11 protein-coding genes are annotated in these 13,899 nt (G+C 70.2%); 4 read left to right on the forward strand and 7 right to left on the reverse strand.

The features are described from left to right. The first annotated feature begins 84 nt into the window (after positions 1 to 84). On the forward strand, positions 85 to 1,614 hold the full coding sequence (locus ACGG9C_RS12655; protein WP_194384725.1) for a PucR family transcriptional regulator: 1,530 nt from the start codon (positions 85 to 87) through the stop codon (positions 1,612 to 1,614). 127 nt (positions 1,615 to 1,741) lie between these two features. Here the strand turns inward: ACGG9C_RS12655 and ACGG9C_RS12660 are convergent, their stop codons facing one another. After that, positions 1,742 to 3,220 (reverse strand): XRE family transcriptional regulator, encoded by a 1,479-nt coding sequence (locus tag ACGG9C_RS12660; RefSeq protein ID WP_228480946.1) that lies wholly within the window; start codon positions 3,218 to 3,220, stop codon positions 1,742 to 1,744. A 142-nt stretch (positions 3,221 to 3,362) separates the two neighbouring features. Between ACGG9C_RS12660 and aceA the strand changes: the two genes are divergently transcribed. Beyond that, a complete protein-coding gene (aceA, locus tag ACGG9C_RS12665) occupies positions 3,363 to 4,679 on the forward strand; it encodes an isocitrate lyase (RefSeq protein ID WP_194384724.1) in 1,317 nt (438 codons plus the stop codon). Between the two features lie 203 nt (positions 4,680 to 4,882). After that, positions 4,883 to 6,559 (forward strand): malate synthase A, encoded by a 1,677-nt coding sequence (aceB, locus tag ACGG9C_RS12670; protein ID WP_390178692.1) that lies wholly within the window; start codon positions 4,883 to 4,885, stop codon positions 6,557 to 6,559. 62 nt (positions 6,560 to 6,621) lie between these two features. Here aceB and ACGG9C_RS12675 read toward each other — a convergent pair whose 3' ends face one another. From ACGG9C_RS12675 to ACGG9C_RS12690, 4 genes are read right to left on the reverse strand one after another with little or no spacing between them, the layout of a single operon-like run. Further along, a complete protein-coding gene (locus ACGG9C_RS12675; protein ID WP_286795303.1) occupies positions 6,622 to 7,248 on the reverse strand; it encodes a response regulator transcription factor in 627 nt (208 codons plus the stop codon). Continuing rightward, the gene (locus tag ACGG9C_RS12680) at positions 7,245 to 8,447 is read right to left on the reverse strand and encodes a sensor histidine kinase (protein WP_286795302.1); all 1,203 of its coding nucleotides are present in this window, start codon (positions 8,445 to 8,447) and stop codon (positions 7,245 to 7,247) included. The genes ACGG9C_RS12675 and ACGG9C_RS12680 overlap by 4 nt, the downstream gene beginning before the upstream one ends. Positions 8,448 to 8,476: 29 nt before the next feature. Beyond that, positions 8,477 to 9,286, reverse strand: a complete 810-nt coding sequence (locus tag ACGG9C_RS12685; protein WP_071043793.1) for an ABC transporter permease — start codon at positions 9,284 to 9,286, stop codon at positions 8,477 to 8,479. Next, positions 9,283 to 10,161 (reverse strand): ABC transporter ATP-binding protein, encoded by an 879-nt coding sequence (locus ACGG9C_RS12690; protein WP_390178693.1) that lies wholly within the window; start codon positions 10,159 to 10,161, stop codon positions 9,283 to 9,285. The genes ACGG9C_RS12685 and ACGG9C_RS12690 overlap by 4 nt, the downstream gene beginning before the upstream one ends. A 120-nt stretch (positions 10,162 to 10,281) precedes the next feature. Here ACGG9C_RS12690 and ACGG9C_RS12695 point away from each other — a divergent pair, with 120 nt between their 5' ends. After that, a complete protein-coding gene (locus ACGG9C_RS12695; protein WP_390178694.1) occupies positions 10,282 to 11,481 on the forward strand; it encodes a pyridoxal phosphate-dependent aminotransferase in 1,200 nt (399 codons plus the stop codon). An 18-nt stretch (positions 11,482 to 11,499) separates the two neighbouring features. Here ACGG9C_RS12695 and ACGG9C_RS12700 read toward each other — a convergent pair whose 3' ends face one another. Together ACGG9C_RS12700 and ACGG9C_RS12705 are read right to left on the reverse strand one after the other, a co-directional pair. Continuing rightward, a complete protein-coding gene (locus ACGG9C_RS12700; protein WP_390178695.1) occupies positions 11,500 to 12,528 on the reverse strand; it encodes a CNNM domain-containing protein in 1,029 nt (342 codons plus the stop codon). Then, positions 12,525 to 13,898 (reverse strand): hemolysin family protein, encoded by a 1,374-nt coding sequence (locus tag ACGG9C_RS12705; RefSeq protein ID WP_390178696.1) that lies wholly within the window; start codon positions 13,896 to 13,898, stop codon positions 12,525 to 12,527. Before ACGG9C_RS12705 ends, ACGG9C_RS12700 begins: the two co-directional genes overlap by 4 nt. Position 13,899 lies beyond the last annotated feature (1 nt).

Consider the following 13,899-nt stretch of genomic DNA (forward strand, 5'->3'; position numbering starts at 1 on the left):
AGCACGGCACCATCGCTCGCACCGGCCGCGATGTACATTCTTGATGCGAACCTATACGAGCCGTACAGCATCCAAGGAGGCAGCATGCCCACCGCCCCGACGCACCCCACCGTCGCCTCGCTGCTGCGTCGCGGCGATCTGTCTCTGCGCTTCCTGGACACCGTCGACGAGGAGCAGCTGGAGCGCGAGGTGCGCTGGGTGCACTCCAGCGACCTGGCCGATCCCACGCCGTTCCTGTCGGAGGGACTCGTGCTCCTGACGACCGGACGCCAGTTCGACGGCGTCACCGACGACGCCTACGCGCCGTACGTCGCGCGACTGGCCGACCGAGGCGTGGCCGGCGTGGGATTCGGCACCGAAGTCGTGCGCGACGGCGTTCCCACCCCGCTGATCGACGCCTGCCGGGCCGCGGGCATGCCGCTGTTCGAGGTGCCCTACCGCACGCCGTTCATCGCCGTCGCCCGAGCGAACGCCGAAGATGTCGCGGCCACCTCCTACGCCCGCCGCACGTGGGCGCTGTCGGCGCAGCGCGCCATCGCCCTCGCCGCGCTCCGGCCCGATGGGCTCGGGGCGACCGTCGCCGAGCTCGCGCGTCAGCTCGGCGCCTGGGTCGGCCTGTTCGATGCCGCCGGCGAGCTCTCCCGGCAGCATCCCGCGAACGGCCTCGAGCCCGCGACGGCGACCGCGCTGCGGGAGGAGATCGGCGCAGTGCTGCGGCGCGGGGCACGCGCCGGGTCGTCCCTGCGAATCGGCGCGACCCCGTTCACCCTGCAGACGCTCGGGCGCGGCGGACACCTGCGCGGGGTCATCGCGATCGCGGCCGGCGACCTCGATCGCGAGGGGCGCGGGGTCGTCACGGCCGTGATCGCCATGGCCGGCCTCGCGCTCGAACAGCACGGCGACCTCGCCCGCGCTCGGGGCGCACTGCGGGCCGGGGTGGTGCAGTCGCTGCGCGGCGAGGACTCCGCCGCCGCACGACGCATCGCCCGAGACGTGTGGGGGCCGCTGCCCGAACCGCCCCTCGCGGTCGCCGTGACCGACGCGAGCGCCGCCTGGTCCGACGCGCTCGCCGAATACCTCGAGGTGCGGGCGGACGAGCGCCGCGGCACGCTCTTCTTCGGGCGGAGCGACGACGGCCTCGTGATCGTCGCACCGGCATCGCGCACCGATGTGCTCGACGACGTCGCGGAGCGGTTCGGATGCCGCATCGGCGTCGCCTCCCCCGCGACCTACGACACCTTCACGCGAACGATGGAGCAGGCCCGCGTCGCCCGGGACCGCGGCGACCGCGGCGTGACCCGATTCGCCGACGTCGCCCGCGCCGGCATCCTCACCGCTCTCGACACGGCGGATGCCCGCGCCCTGGCGTCGGCAGCCCTGCACCCGCTCGTGGCGTACGACGCCGCCCACGGCGCGGAGCTGCGTGAGACGCTGGGTGCGTGGCTCGGTGCGGACTGCTCGCACGAAGCCACCGCACGTGCCCTCGGCGTGCACCGCCACACCGTGCGCGCCCGCCTCTCGTCGGCCGAGAAGGTGCTCGCGCGCGACCTCGCCTCCTTCGCCGTGCGCGCCGAGCTGTGGGCCGCATTCCAGGCCCTCGAACCCACCCCCTGACGCCGCCCGCGCCGCGCGCCTTCCCCCATCCGCGCCACACCTCGGATGCGAGCGTGCTCCGCAGTCACTTGATGCGGGTGTCGCCTCAGCAGACCCGCACGACGTGACTGCGGAAGATATGCCGGCGTCAGCGGGGGGCGTGGGCCTCGAGGAACTCGTACACGTCGGTTGTGTCGACGCCGGGGAAAGAGCCGGTGGGGAGGGTCGCCAGAAGGGTCCGGGGCGTGCGCACGTTCGGCCACGAGTATTCGCGCCACGAGGCCTCGAGGTCTTCCGGGGCCCGACGGCAGCACACCTCCACGGAGTGCTTCGACACGCCTCGGTTGGTCGTGTCGCGACCGAGGAACCACTTCGTGTCGTCGAAGCGCACGCCCACGCTCACAGAGTGGGCACCCTCGCTCGAGAACTCCACGCGAGCAGTGCACCAGTATGTGCCGTTCCCGGTGTCGGTGTACTGGTAGTACGGGTTGAAGTGGTCGTCGACGTCGAAGACGACGCGACTGGTCCACTTGCGGCAGCACATCTGCCCCTCGATCGCCCCCAGCCGGTCGGCCGGGAAGTTCACGTCGTCGTTCTCATACGCCTTCGTGATGGTGCCGGACTCGTGCACCTTGAGGAAGTGCACCGGAATGTCGAGGTGGACCGTCGCGAGGTTGGTGAATCGGTGCGCAGCCGTCTCGTACGAGACCGAGTAGGTGTCGCGGAGATCCTCGATCGAGATCGCCCGGTCGCGCTTGGCCGCCTGCAGGGCCGGCACCACGTGCGCCGCGGGCATGAGGAGCGCACCGGTGAGGTAGTTCGTCTCCACGCGCTGACGCAGGAACTCCGCGTAGTCGGTGGGCTCGGTATGGCCGAGGATCCGACTCGACAGCGCCTGCAGCACCGCGGTCCGCGGATCTCCCTTGGAGCTCAGCCGACTGGACAGATACAGACGGCCGTTCCGGATGTCGGCGACGCTGCGGGTGGTCTGCGGCAGGTCGGGAACGTAGTGCAAGGTGAATCCGAGGTGTGCCGCGATGTCGGATGCGGTGCGCTGGGTGAGCGGACCGCCGGGATGGTCGACGGCGTCGAGGATCTCCCGCGCCCGCTCCTCGAGCTCGGGGAAATGGTTGTTCTGCGTGCGCATGAGGCGACGCAGCGACACGTTGGCGCGCCGCGCCTCCTCCGGGGTCGCGGCTCGCTCATCGCGGAGCCGCTCGATCTCGCCCTGCAGCGCGAGCATCGTCCGCAGCGCGTCGTCGGGCATCGTCTTGGCGATGCGGAAGGGCGCGATGCCGAGCGCCTGGAACGTCTGCCCGCGCATGGCGCGCTCGAGCGCGATCTCAATCGAGGCGCGTTCATCGAGGGGCTCGGACTGCAGCAGCGCGTCCAGAGATGTGCCGAGGGCGCGCGCGATCGCCCGCAGCAGCGTGAGCTTGGGCTCCCGGCGCCCGTTCTCGATCATCGACAGCTGGCTCGGCGCGCGGTCGACCGCGGAGGCAAGTGCATCGAGCGTCATGCCCTGAGCGGTGCGCAGCTGGCGGATGCGTCGGCCGATGGTGAGGGTGTCCACCTCTTCATCGTCGGCCGGCTCGACCTCGTCCACGAGGGTCTTCGCACTCTCCATGCACCGATTCTGTCACGGAAGCAGAATTTTCAAGAATCTTCACTCCGACTTTGTTCGGATCAGGCAGGAAACTTCACACACAGTGGTGTCACGACCTCCCGACGGCACCTCGTCGCCAGGGACAACACCAGGAGAAGAGCCGATGACGTATCTCGCCACCCCCGGACAGCCGCCCCTCCGCGCGGGCGACCAGACGCAGACCGCAGCCGAGCTCCAGCGGATCTGGGACACCGACCCGCGATGGGACGGCGTCGAACGCACGTACACGGCCGACGACGTCATCCGCCTGCGCGGCTCGGTGCGCGAGGAGCAGACCCTCGCGCACCGGGGCGCCGAGAACCTCTGGAACCTCCTTCACACCGAGGAGTACATCCGAGCTCTGGGCGCCTACACCGGCGGCCAGGCCGTGCAGCAGGTGCGTGCGGGACTGAAGGCCATCTACCTCTCCGGCTGGCAGGTCGCCGCCGACGGCAATCTCGCCGGACAGACCTACCCGGACCAGAGCCTGTACCCCGCCAACTCCGTGCCGGCGGTCGTGCGCCGCATCAACAACGCGCTGATGCGCCAAGACGGCATCGAGCACGCCGAGGGAGAGATCACCCGCGACTGGATGGCGCCCATCGTCGCCGACGCCGAGGCCGGGTTCGGCGGGCCGCTGAACGCCTACGAACTGGCGCAGTCGATGATCCAGGCCGGCGCCGCCGGCATCCACTGGGAGGACCAGCTGGCCAGCGAGAAGAAGTGCGGCCACCTCGGCGGCAAGGTGCTCGTGCCGACGCAGCAGCACGTCCGGACGCTGAACGCCGCGCGTCTCGCGGCTGACGTCGCCGGTGTGCCGACGATCATCATCGCGCGCACCGACGCCCTCGCGGCCGACCTGCTCACCAGCGACGTCGACCCGCGCGACCAGGAGTTCACGACCGGCGAGCGCACGAGCGAAGGCTTCTACCGCGTGCGTCCGGGTCTGGATGCGGTCATCAGCCGCGGCCTCGCCTTCGCCCCTTACGCCGATCTGCTGTGGGTCGAGACGGGCGAGCCGGACATCGAGCTGGCGCGCGCGTTCGCCGAAGCCATCCATGAGAAGTTCCCCGGAAAGCTCCTCGCCTACAACTGCTCACCGAGCTTCAACTGGAAGCGGCACCTGGACGACGAGCAGATCGCCACGTTCCAGGCGGACCTCGCGGCGCTGGGGTACAAGTTCCAGTTCATCACGCTGGCCGGCTTCCACGCCCTGAACCACTCCATGTTCGACCTCGCCCGCGGCTACGCCGAGCGCGCCATGAGCGCCTACGTCGAGCTGCAGGAGGCCGAGTTCGCCGCCGAGGCGCAGGGCTACACCGCCACCAAGCACCAGCGCGAGGCCGGAACCGGCTACTTCGACCACCTCTCGACGGCGCTCAACCCCGACAGCGCCACCCTCGCCCTGGTGGGATCCACCGAGGCGCAGCAATTCCACTGACCCAACCCCTACCCCTCACCAATACCCCTTCATCCCTTTGCCCCTAGCCCCCACAGCCCCTCACCCCCATTGCATGTCCCACTTTCTGCTGCTCTGGCGCCGCAGAAGAGCAGAAAGTGGGACACAAAGACCGGGGATGCGGCGACCGGGGCACCGGGACCGGGGACGACCGGGAATGACCGGGAACCACGACTGGAGACATCATGACCATCACCGATACGGGCGTGCCGCCCACGACCGACCAGAACCGCCCCACGACCGGACCGATCCCGACGGGCGCCGGCACGGCATCCATCGAGATCGTCGGCGAGAGCCGGGACCGCTACGACGAGATCCTCACCCCCGACGCCATCACCTTCCTCGCGGCGCTGCACCACCGCTTCGCCGGTCGGCGCCACGACCGTCTCGCCGACCGCATGCGCCGACGCTTCGAGATCGGCAACGGGCACGACCCGCACTTCCGTCATGACACCGCGCACATCCGGGAAGACCCCGACTGGCGCGTGGCGGGCGCGGGACCGGGTCTCGAGGACCGACGCGTCGAGATCACCGGCCCCACCGACCCCAAGATGACGATCAACGCCCTGAACTCGGGCGCCAAGGTGTGGCTGGCCGACCAGGAGGATGCCACCAGCCCGACCTGGCGGAACGTCATCGAAGGGCAGCTGTCCCTCTACGACGCGATCCGCGACCGGCTGACGTTCACGAACGACGCGGGCAAGGAATACCGGGTCACCGCCGAGCGAACGCCCACGATCGTGATGCGGCCGCGCGGCTGGCATCTGGTCGAGGAGCACATCCGGTTCTCGGATCGACTCGGCCGGTCGATGGCGGCATCCGGGTCGCTCGTGGATTTCGGGCTGTACGTCTTCCACAACGCCGCCGAGCTGATCGACCGCGGGCGCGGACCGTACTTCTACATCGCGAAGCTGGAGTCGGCTGAGGAGGCCAAGCTCTGGGATGACGTGTTCACGTTCACCGAGGAGTACCTGGGCCTCACCCACGGCACGATCCGCGCCACGGTGCTCATCGAGACGCTGCCGGCGGCCTTCGAGATGGAGGAGATCCTCTTCGAACTGCGCGACCACTGCGCCGGCTTGAACGCCGGCCGCTGGGACTACATCTTCTCCATCATCAAGAACTACCGAGGCCGCGGGGCGCGCTTCGTTCTCCCCGACCGCAGCGAGGTGACCATGACGGTGCCGTTCATGCGCGCCTACACCGAGCTGCTCGTGAAGACGTGCCACAAGCGGGGCGCCTTCGCGATCGGCGGCATGAGCGCCTTCATCCCGAACCGCCGCGACCCCGAGATGACCGCGATGGCGATCGAGAAGGTGGCCGCCGACAAGAAGCGCGAGGCCGGCGACGGCTTCGACGGCACGTGGGTGGCGCATCCCGATCTCATCCCGACCGCCCGGGCGGAGTTCGACGCGGTCCTCGGCGAGCGCCCGAACCAGGTCGATCGACAGCGCGACGACGTGCAGGTGACCTCCGCCGACCTGCTGAACCTGCAGATCGGCCGCCCGATCACCGCGAAGGGCGTGCACGACAACGTGTCGGTGGGCATCCGCTACATCGAGGCGTGGCTGCGCGGTCTCGGCGCGGTGGCGATCGACGGGCTCATGGAGGATGCCGCGACCGCGGAGATCTCACGCAGTCAGATCTGGCAGTGGATCCACCAGGACCGCAGCACGGAGGAGGGCGACGCCATCACCCGCGAGTACGTCGAGGGGCTGATCACGGGGGTGCTGGGTGAGGTGGAGCGCTTCGACGGCGACCGCTTCGACGAGGCCGCGGAGATCTTCCGCGACGTCGCGACCGGCGAGGAGTTCCCCGCGTTCCTGACCCTCGGCGCGTACGCCCGCTACCTGGCCGCCTGACCCGCCCGTCGAGTGCTCGCACCCCGCGATCCACCAGCGGGTGCGGGCGCTCGACGGCGGCGTCAGGGAAGCAGACCACGCTCCATCGCGAGGGTCACCGCGCGGGTGCGGTCGGTGACGCTGAGCTTGTCGAACACGCGCAGCAGGTGCGTCTTGACGGTCGACTCGCCGATGCCGAGATCGACGGCGATCTGCTTGTTGCTGCGTCCGGCCGCGACCAGACGCAGCACCTCGGTCTCCCGGGTGGTGAGGGATGCCGCCGCTTCCGTCGACGGCTCTCGCATGCGCTGCACGAGCCGCACCGCCACCTGCGGACTCAGCGCGGTCTGCCCGGCGGCGACCGAGTGGATGCCCGCGACGATCTCGTCCCGCGGGGCGGCCTTCAGCAGATATCCGCTCGCGCCGGCTTCGATGGCAGCGAGGATCTGGTCGTCGGATTCATACGTGGTGAGGATGAGCACGCGAGCCGCGTGCTCGGACACCAGGCGCGCGGTGGCCTCGACGCCGTCGACACCGGGCATGCGCAGATCCATGAGGACGACGTCGGGTGCGGTGGCCGCGACGATCCGCACCGCCGCCGCTCCGTCGGCGGCTTCCCCGACGACCTCCAGCCCCGGCTCGTCGGAGAGCAGGCCCGCGAGACCGGCACGCACGACGGGGTGGTCGTCGACGATGACCAGGCGGATCATGCGTTCTGCTCCTCGGGGAGGCCCGCAAGCGGAGGGGTGGCGATCGGTAGGGCGACCGTGAGCACGGTGCCCCGGTCGGGTGTCGTGTCGATCGTCAGGGTCCCGCCGGCGAGCGCGACGCGGTCGGCCATGCCGTCCAGGCCGTAGCCTGTGCGCCGGCGGTCAGGATCGAAGCCGCGGCCGTCGTCGACGACGGCGAGCCGGATGCCGGAGGCATCGGCCTCGACGATGACCCGGACGGATGCGGCACCGGCGTGCTTGCGCACGTTCGACAGCGCCTCCTGCAGGCAGCGCAGCACCACCAGCTGCGCGTCGCGCGTCATCCCGTCGTCGCCCTCGAGCGCCACCTCGACCTGCACGACGAGCCCGGCCTCGGCACGGAATCGCTCGGCAAGTCGCTCCACCGCCGCCTCCAGGACCGCGTCGCCCGGGACCGCGGCCGTGCGGGCGACGAGACCCCGGGCCTCGGCGAGCGCATCCCGTGAGAGCTGTTCGACGGTCGCGATCGTCTGCGCGGCCGCATCGGTCTCGCCGCGCCCCAGCTGCCTTCCGGCTCGCTCGCTGAGCAGTGTCAGCCCGGCGAGCGTCTGAGCGAGAGTGTCATGGATGTCGCGGCCGAGACGTTCCCGCTCGTCGGCGGCGCCGCGCTCACGGCTGAGCCTCTCGACCTGCTCCTGCGCATCGGTGAGCTCGGCGACCAGACGGGCACGGTCTTCGCCGTACTCGGCGATCGCGCTGATCCACAGCCCCAGCGAGACGGCGAAGACGAACGAGACGCCCGCGGTGAGCAGACCGGACCACATCGCCTCCGACGAGAAGGCCCCGTTGAGCAGGAATCCCACGAACGTGGCTGCCGCGACGCCCGCGCTGCCCACGATCGCTTCCCTGCGCGCGGGGGTGGTCACCCAGACGAGCGGGTAGGCGAGGGTCTGCAGCATCGCCAGGAACGGCGCCGCGGCGATGCCGATGACGATGGCCAGCACGACGAGCGGGATGCCCACCGCGAGGCGCCAGGTCGGTGCGGCTCCCGTCACGATCCCCGGACGCAGGAACGCGTAGCCCGCGACGAACACGAGAAGCGAGACTGCCGTCAGCCACCACCCCGACGGGCCCGAGGCACCGAGGCCCGCCAGCGAGAGCGCCGCGATGGCGGCGAGCCCGGCCGCGACGGCGATGTCCCACCAACGTGTGTTGTACATGTGCTCTCCGAGAGGCTGTGGGATCGAGGCTACGCGTCGCGACGGTTCCAGCGGAACGTCAGCCGCGCCAGCACCAGACCCACGATCAGCCAGACGCCCAGCGCCACGGCCACGCCCCCGAGGTTCCATTCACCGCCCTGCTCGAGCACGGCGTACTCGGCCGGCAGGAAGACCTCCCGCATGCCCTGCGCCATCCACTTCACCGGCAACACGCTCGCCGCCGTCTGCAGCCAGTCGGGCAGCAGGAAGAAGAAGAGGTAGACGCCGGAGATGAACTGCACGACCAGCACGATCGGGATGATGACGGCGCTCGCGCTTCGTCCCGACCGGGGGACCGCCGACAGCGCTACTCCCAGCAGCGCGGAGGTGACGACCCCGAGCACGAACACCCACGTGAAGGTGAGCCACTTCTCGGGCTCGGTCGGCAGGGGCACCTGGAAGACCACCACGGCGAACAGGATGATCAGCCCGGCCTGAACGACCGCCGTCACCCCGACCTGACCGATCTTGCCGAGGAAGTACGAGACCGGTGACAGGGGCGTCGCTCCCAAGCGCTTGAGCATCCCGTTGGTGCGCTCGGTCGCGATGTCCATCGCGAGGTTCTGGAACCCCGACAGCAGCATGCCCGCCGCGAGCATGGCGGGCAGGTACATCTGCGCGACGGGGATGGCGGGCAGTCCCGGACCGGCTGTGAAGTCGCCGTCCGCGCCGAAGATCGTCGAGAAGAGCGCCAGCAGCGCGATCGGGAAGAGGAAGGTGAAGACGAGGGTGTCTCCGGAACGGACGTACTGGATCAGTTCGAAGCGGGCGCGCCAGGCGCCCAGCGCGACGGTGCTCATCGTGCGGCCTCCATCGGGGCGGGGTCGGATGCGGCCGAGTCGGCCACGAGGTCGAGGTAGACGTCTTCGAGGGTGGGGCGAACCACTTGGAGGTCGGGCGGCTCCCCGCCGAGACGCCTCACCAGGTCGGCGACGACGGCGCCGGGCTCGTCCGTGCGACGCTCACGGAGCGCGTCGCCCTCGCGCCAGCGGACGATGGGGGTCCGCGCGGACGCCCCGCCCACATCGTCGACGCCTCCGAGCGCGCGAAGTCGCCCCTCCGCGATGATCCCGACGCGATCGGCGAGCTGAGCGGCTTCGTCGAGATAGTGGGTGGTGAGCACGATCGTGACGCCCTCAGCCGAGAGAGAGCGGATGAGCTCCCAGAACGACCGGCGGGCGGCCGGATCGAACCCGGTGGTGGGCTCGTCGAGGAACAGCACCTCGGGGCGCCCGATGATCCCGAGGGCGACGTCGACCCGGCGCTGCTGTCCGCCCGAGAGCTTCGAGACCCGGCGGCCCGCGAGCTCGGTCAGCCCGACGGCCGCGATCACCTCGTCGACGTCGCGCGGGTGCGGATAGAACCCGGCGAACTGGGTCAGCTGCTCGCGCACCGACAGGGCGCCGAGTTCGCCGGCCGACTGCAGGACGACGCCGATGCGGGCCCGGAAGGCGGCATCTGCCCGGGCCGGGTCGTGACCCAGCACCCGCACATCGCCGCTGTTGCGCCGACGGTATCCCTCGAGGATCTCGACCGTCGTGGACTTTCCCGCGCCGTTCGGACCGAGGAGGGCGAACGTCTCACCCGCGCGGATATCGAAGGACACGTCCGCCACGGCGACTCGGCGCCCGTACTGTTTGCGCAGGTTCTGCACCTGCACCGCGATCTCTGCCATGACATCCAGGGTTCCGCGGATGCGCGCCGCTCGACAGCGCCCATCCGACTGATCTGGCGTCCCCCATTCGGTGGACCCGGGCGGGGTTTCCTGGTATCTGCGGGCGACTACGCTGGGGGCGTGACCGAACGTGCCCCGCTGTCCCGCAAACTGTCCGCGATCGCCGAGTCCGCGACCCTGAAGGTCGACGCGAAGGCGAAGGCCCTCAAGGCCGCCGGCCGGCCCGTGATCAGCTATGCCGCCGGAGAGCCCGACTTCGCCACGCCGGATTTCATCGTCGACGCCGCCGCACAGGCCCTGCACGACCCGGCGAACTTCCGCTACACGCCCGCCGCGGGTCTGCCGGTGCTGCGCGAAGCGATCGCGGCGAAGACGCACGAGGACTCCGGGCTGGAGGTGGACCCCTCGCAGGTGATCGTGACCAACGGCGGCAAGCAGGCCGTCTACCAGGCCTTCCAGACCGTGGTGAACCCCGGTGACGAGGTGCTCCTGCCCGCGCCCTACTGGACGACCTACCCCGAGGCGATCGCCCTCGCCGACGGTGTGCCCGTCGAGGTGTTCGCCGGCGCCGACCAGGAATACAAGGTCACCGTCGCCCAGCTCGAAGCGGCTCGCACGGAGAAGACCACAGCGCTCGTGTTCGTCTCGCCGTCGAACCCGACGGGCTCGGTCTACACCGCCGATGAGGTGCAGGAGATCGCCGAATGGGCGCTCGAGCACGGCATCTGGATCATCTCGGACGAGATCTACCAGAACCTCGTCTACGAAGGCGTCCGTGCGACGTCGGTGGTCGAGGCCGTCCCGGAGGTCGCGGCGCAGACGATCCTCGTCAACGGCGTCGCGAAGACCTATGCCATGACGGGATGGCGCGTGGGCTGGATGATCGGACCCGCCGACGCCATCAAGCTCGCCGGCAACCTGCAGTCGCATCTGTGCAGCAACGTCAACAACGTCGCGCAGCGCGCCGCGCTCGCGGCCCTCACCGGACCTCAGACGGAAGCCGAGAAGATGCGCACCGCCTTCGACCGCCGTCGTGGCCTGATCGTCAGCGAGCTGCGGAAGATCGACAGCGTGGAGGTGCCGACCCCGCTCGGTGCGTTCTACGCCTACCCCGACGTCACCGGCCTCCTCGGGCGCGAGTGGGCGGGCGCTACGCCCACCACCTCCCTCGAGCTCGCCGACCTCATCCTCGAGAAGGCCGAGGTGGCGGTGGTTCCCGGCGAGGCGTTCGGGCCGAGCGGCTACCTGCGTCTGTCATACGCACTGGGCGAGGAGGAACTCCTCGAGGGCATCCGTCGCCTGCAGGAGCTGTTCTCCTGACCCACGGGTCGAACCGCGTCAGCCGCGTCGCTCCCCCGAGCCGTCCGGGGTCGGGGGCAGCACGTTGCGCAGGATGTCGGCGATCGTGACCACCCCGGTCACGCGCTGACCGTCGGTCACGACGGCCAGCTGCTCGCTCGCCCGCCGCATGTGCGCGAGCGCTTCGTGAACGAGCGTGTCCTTCTCGAGCGTGAACGCCGCGCGCGCGACATCGTCGGCCGGCCTCGTCGCAGGGTCGAGCAGCACGTCGCGCACGTGCACGACGCGCGGCGCCGCATCCGCCCCGAGCACGAGGATGCGCATGTGACCCGACTCCGCGGCGACGGTGTGGATGTCGCCGACGGTCACGTCCTGCGCGACGGCCGTGAGAGCGGCATCCGACCGCACCAGATCGCCGATGGCGAGCGTCTGCAGGTCGATGACGCCGGCGAGCGGTGAGCGGTAGGTCTCCTCGAGCGCGCCGACCTGCGTCGAGTGCTCGACGAGCTGGCGCACCGCATCGACGTCGAGCCCACCGGCGGCGGCGCGGTCGACGGGATCGATGCCGCTGGCGGCCACGAGCCGGTTCGCGATCCGGTTGACCCACATCAGGAGAGGGCGGAAGACCCACACGAACGCTCGCGACGGGATGCCGATGAGCATCGCCGCCCGCTCCGGATGCGCGATCGCCCACGACTTCGGGGCCATCTCGCCCACGACCAGGTGAAGGAAGGTGACGACGAGCAGGGCGGTGACGAAGGCGGCGACGTCGGCACCCCACGCCGGGAGCCCCCAGGCGAGCAGAACCGGTGCCAGCGCGTCGTCGACCGCCGGCTTGGTCACCGCGCCGAGCGCGAAGGTGCACGCGGTGATGCCGAGCTGCGCGCCGGCCAGCATGACCGTCAGTTCGTTCGCCCCCTTGAGGGCGGCCCGGGCAGATCGGCTCGTGTGCGCCGCCTCCTCCAGACGGTGTCGGCGCACCGCGAGCAGGGCGAATTCGATCACGACGAAGAAGGCGCTGACGATGATGAGCCCCAGCGTCACGCCGACGACCAGCCACGGGTTCATCGCTCTGCTCCCGATTCGACGTCATCGAGGCGCTCGCGGACGAGTTCGACCTCCACCACCGACGGCACGTGCCGCGCCACGGCCAACACGTGCGTGCGCAGGAGGCGCCGCATCGGCTCATCGGCCACGAGGTCGGCGGGGTCGTCGTCGACGGGGATGTCGATCGAGGTCCCGACCTCGGGGAGCCCGCCGTTCTGGGCGATGAGGAGACCGGCGACGGTCTCGTAGTCCCCCACCGGCAGCTCCACCCCGACCGCGCGACCGACCTCGTCGACGTGCACGTCGCCGCCCATGCGCCACCGCGAGCCGCCGAGCGGTCGCACGACCTCCGTCGCCCCGTCGTCGTGCTCGTCGGTGACGTCGCCGACGATCTCTTCGGCCAGATCCTCCAGCGTCACGACTCCGCAGAAGACCCCGTACTCGTCGATCACGCACGCCAGCTCGTTGTGCTCGGCGGTCATGGTCGCAAGCGCCTGGGGCAGCGGCATGAGCGTCGGCACGATCGTCGGTGTGCGCATGATGTCACTGACCCGACCGGCATCGTCGGCACGCAGCAGGTCGACCAGCTGCACGATGCCGACCGGCTCGTCGTCGTCCACGACCGGATAGCGCGTGTGCCCGGACGCCATGAGCGCACGCAGCTCGCCCAGCGGCAGGTCCGGCGTGACGCTGTCGGCCCGGTGGCGCGGGATCATCGCGTGCTCGACGTCGCGGTCGGGGAAGTCGATGATGCGATCGATCATCAGCGACAGCTCAGCCGGCAGATCGCCGCTGTCGCGAGACTCGGCGACGAGGTGCTCGAGGTCGTCGGCCGTGGCACTGCTGTCGACGTCTTCGACGGGTTCGATGCGCAGCAGGCGCAGAAGGGCCTCGGCCGACCGGTCGAAGACGACGATCAGCCACCCGAAGACGCCGAGATAGATCAGCGTCGGGCGCGCGAGTGCGCGGGCCAGCGGATCCGGCGCGGCGATCGCGAGATTCTTCGGATACAGCTCCCCGAAGATCATCTGCACGACCGTGGACAGCGCGAGGGCGATCACCGTGCCCACGGTGATGCTCACCGTCGGATCGACGCCCGTGCCCCCGAGGAGCGTGCCGAGCGACTCCCCCACCAGCGGCTCGGCGACGTATCCGATGAGGAGGCCCGTGACCGTGATGCCGAGCTGGGCGCCGGAGAGCATGAACGACGTGCGCCGGGTGACCCGCAGAGCGCGCCGCGCAGCCGCGTCGCCGCCGTCGGCTCGGGCGCGCAGGCGCGATCGGTCCACGGACATGAACGCGAACTCCTGCGCGACGAAGAAGCCGTTGGCGACGATGATCGCCAGGATCACGACGATGCCGAGCAGGAGAGTGAGGACGGCGATCAGCACG

It is taken from the genome of Microbacterium sp. MTN4-26 (assembly GCF_042846595.1).
GTDB lineage: Bacteria > Actinomycetota > Actinomycetes > Actinomycetales > Microbacteriaceae > Microbacterium > Microbacterium luteum.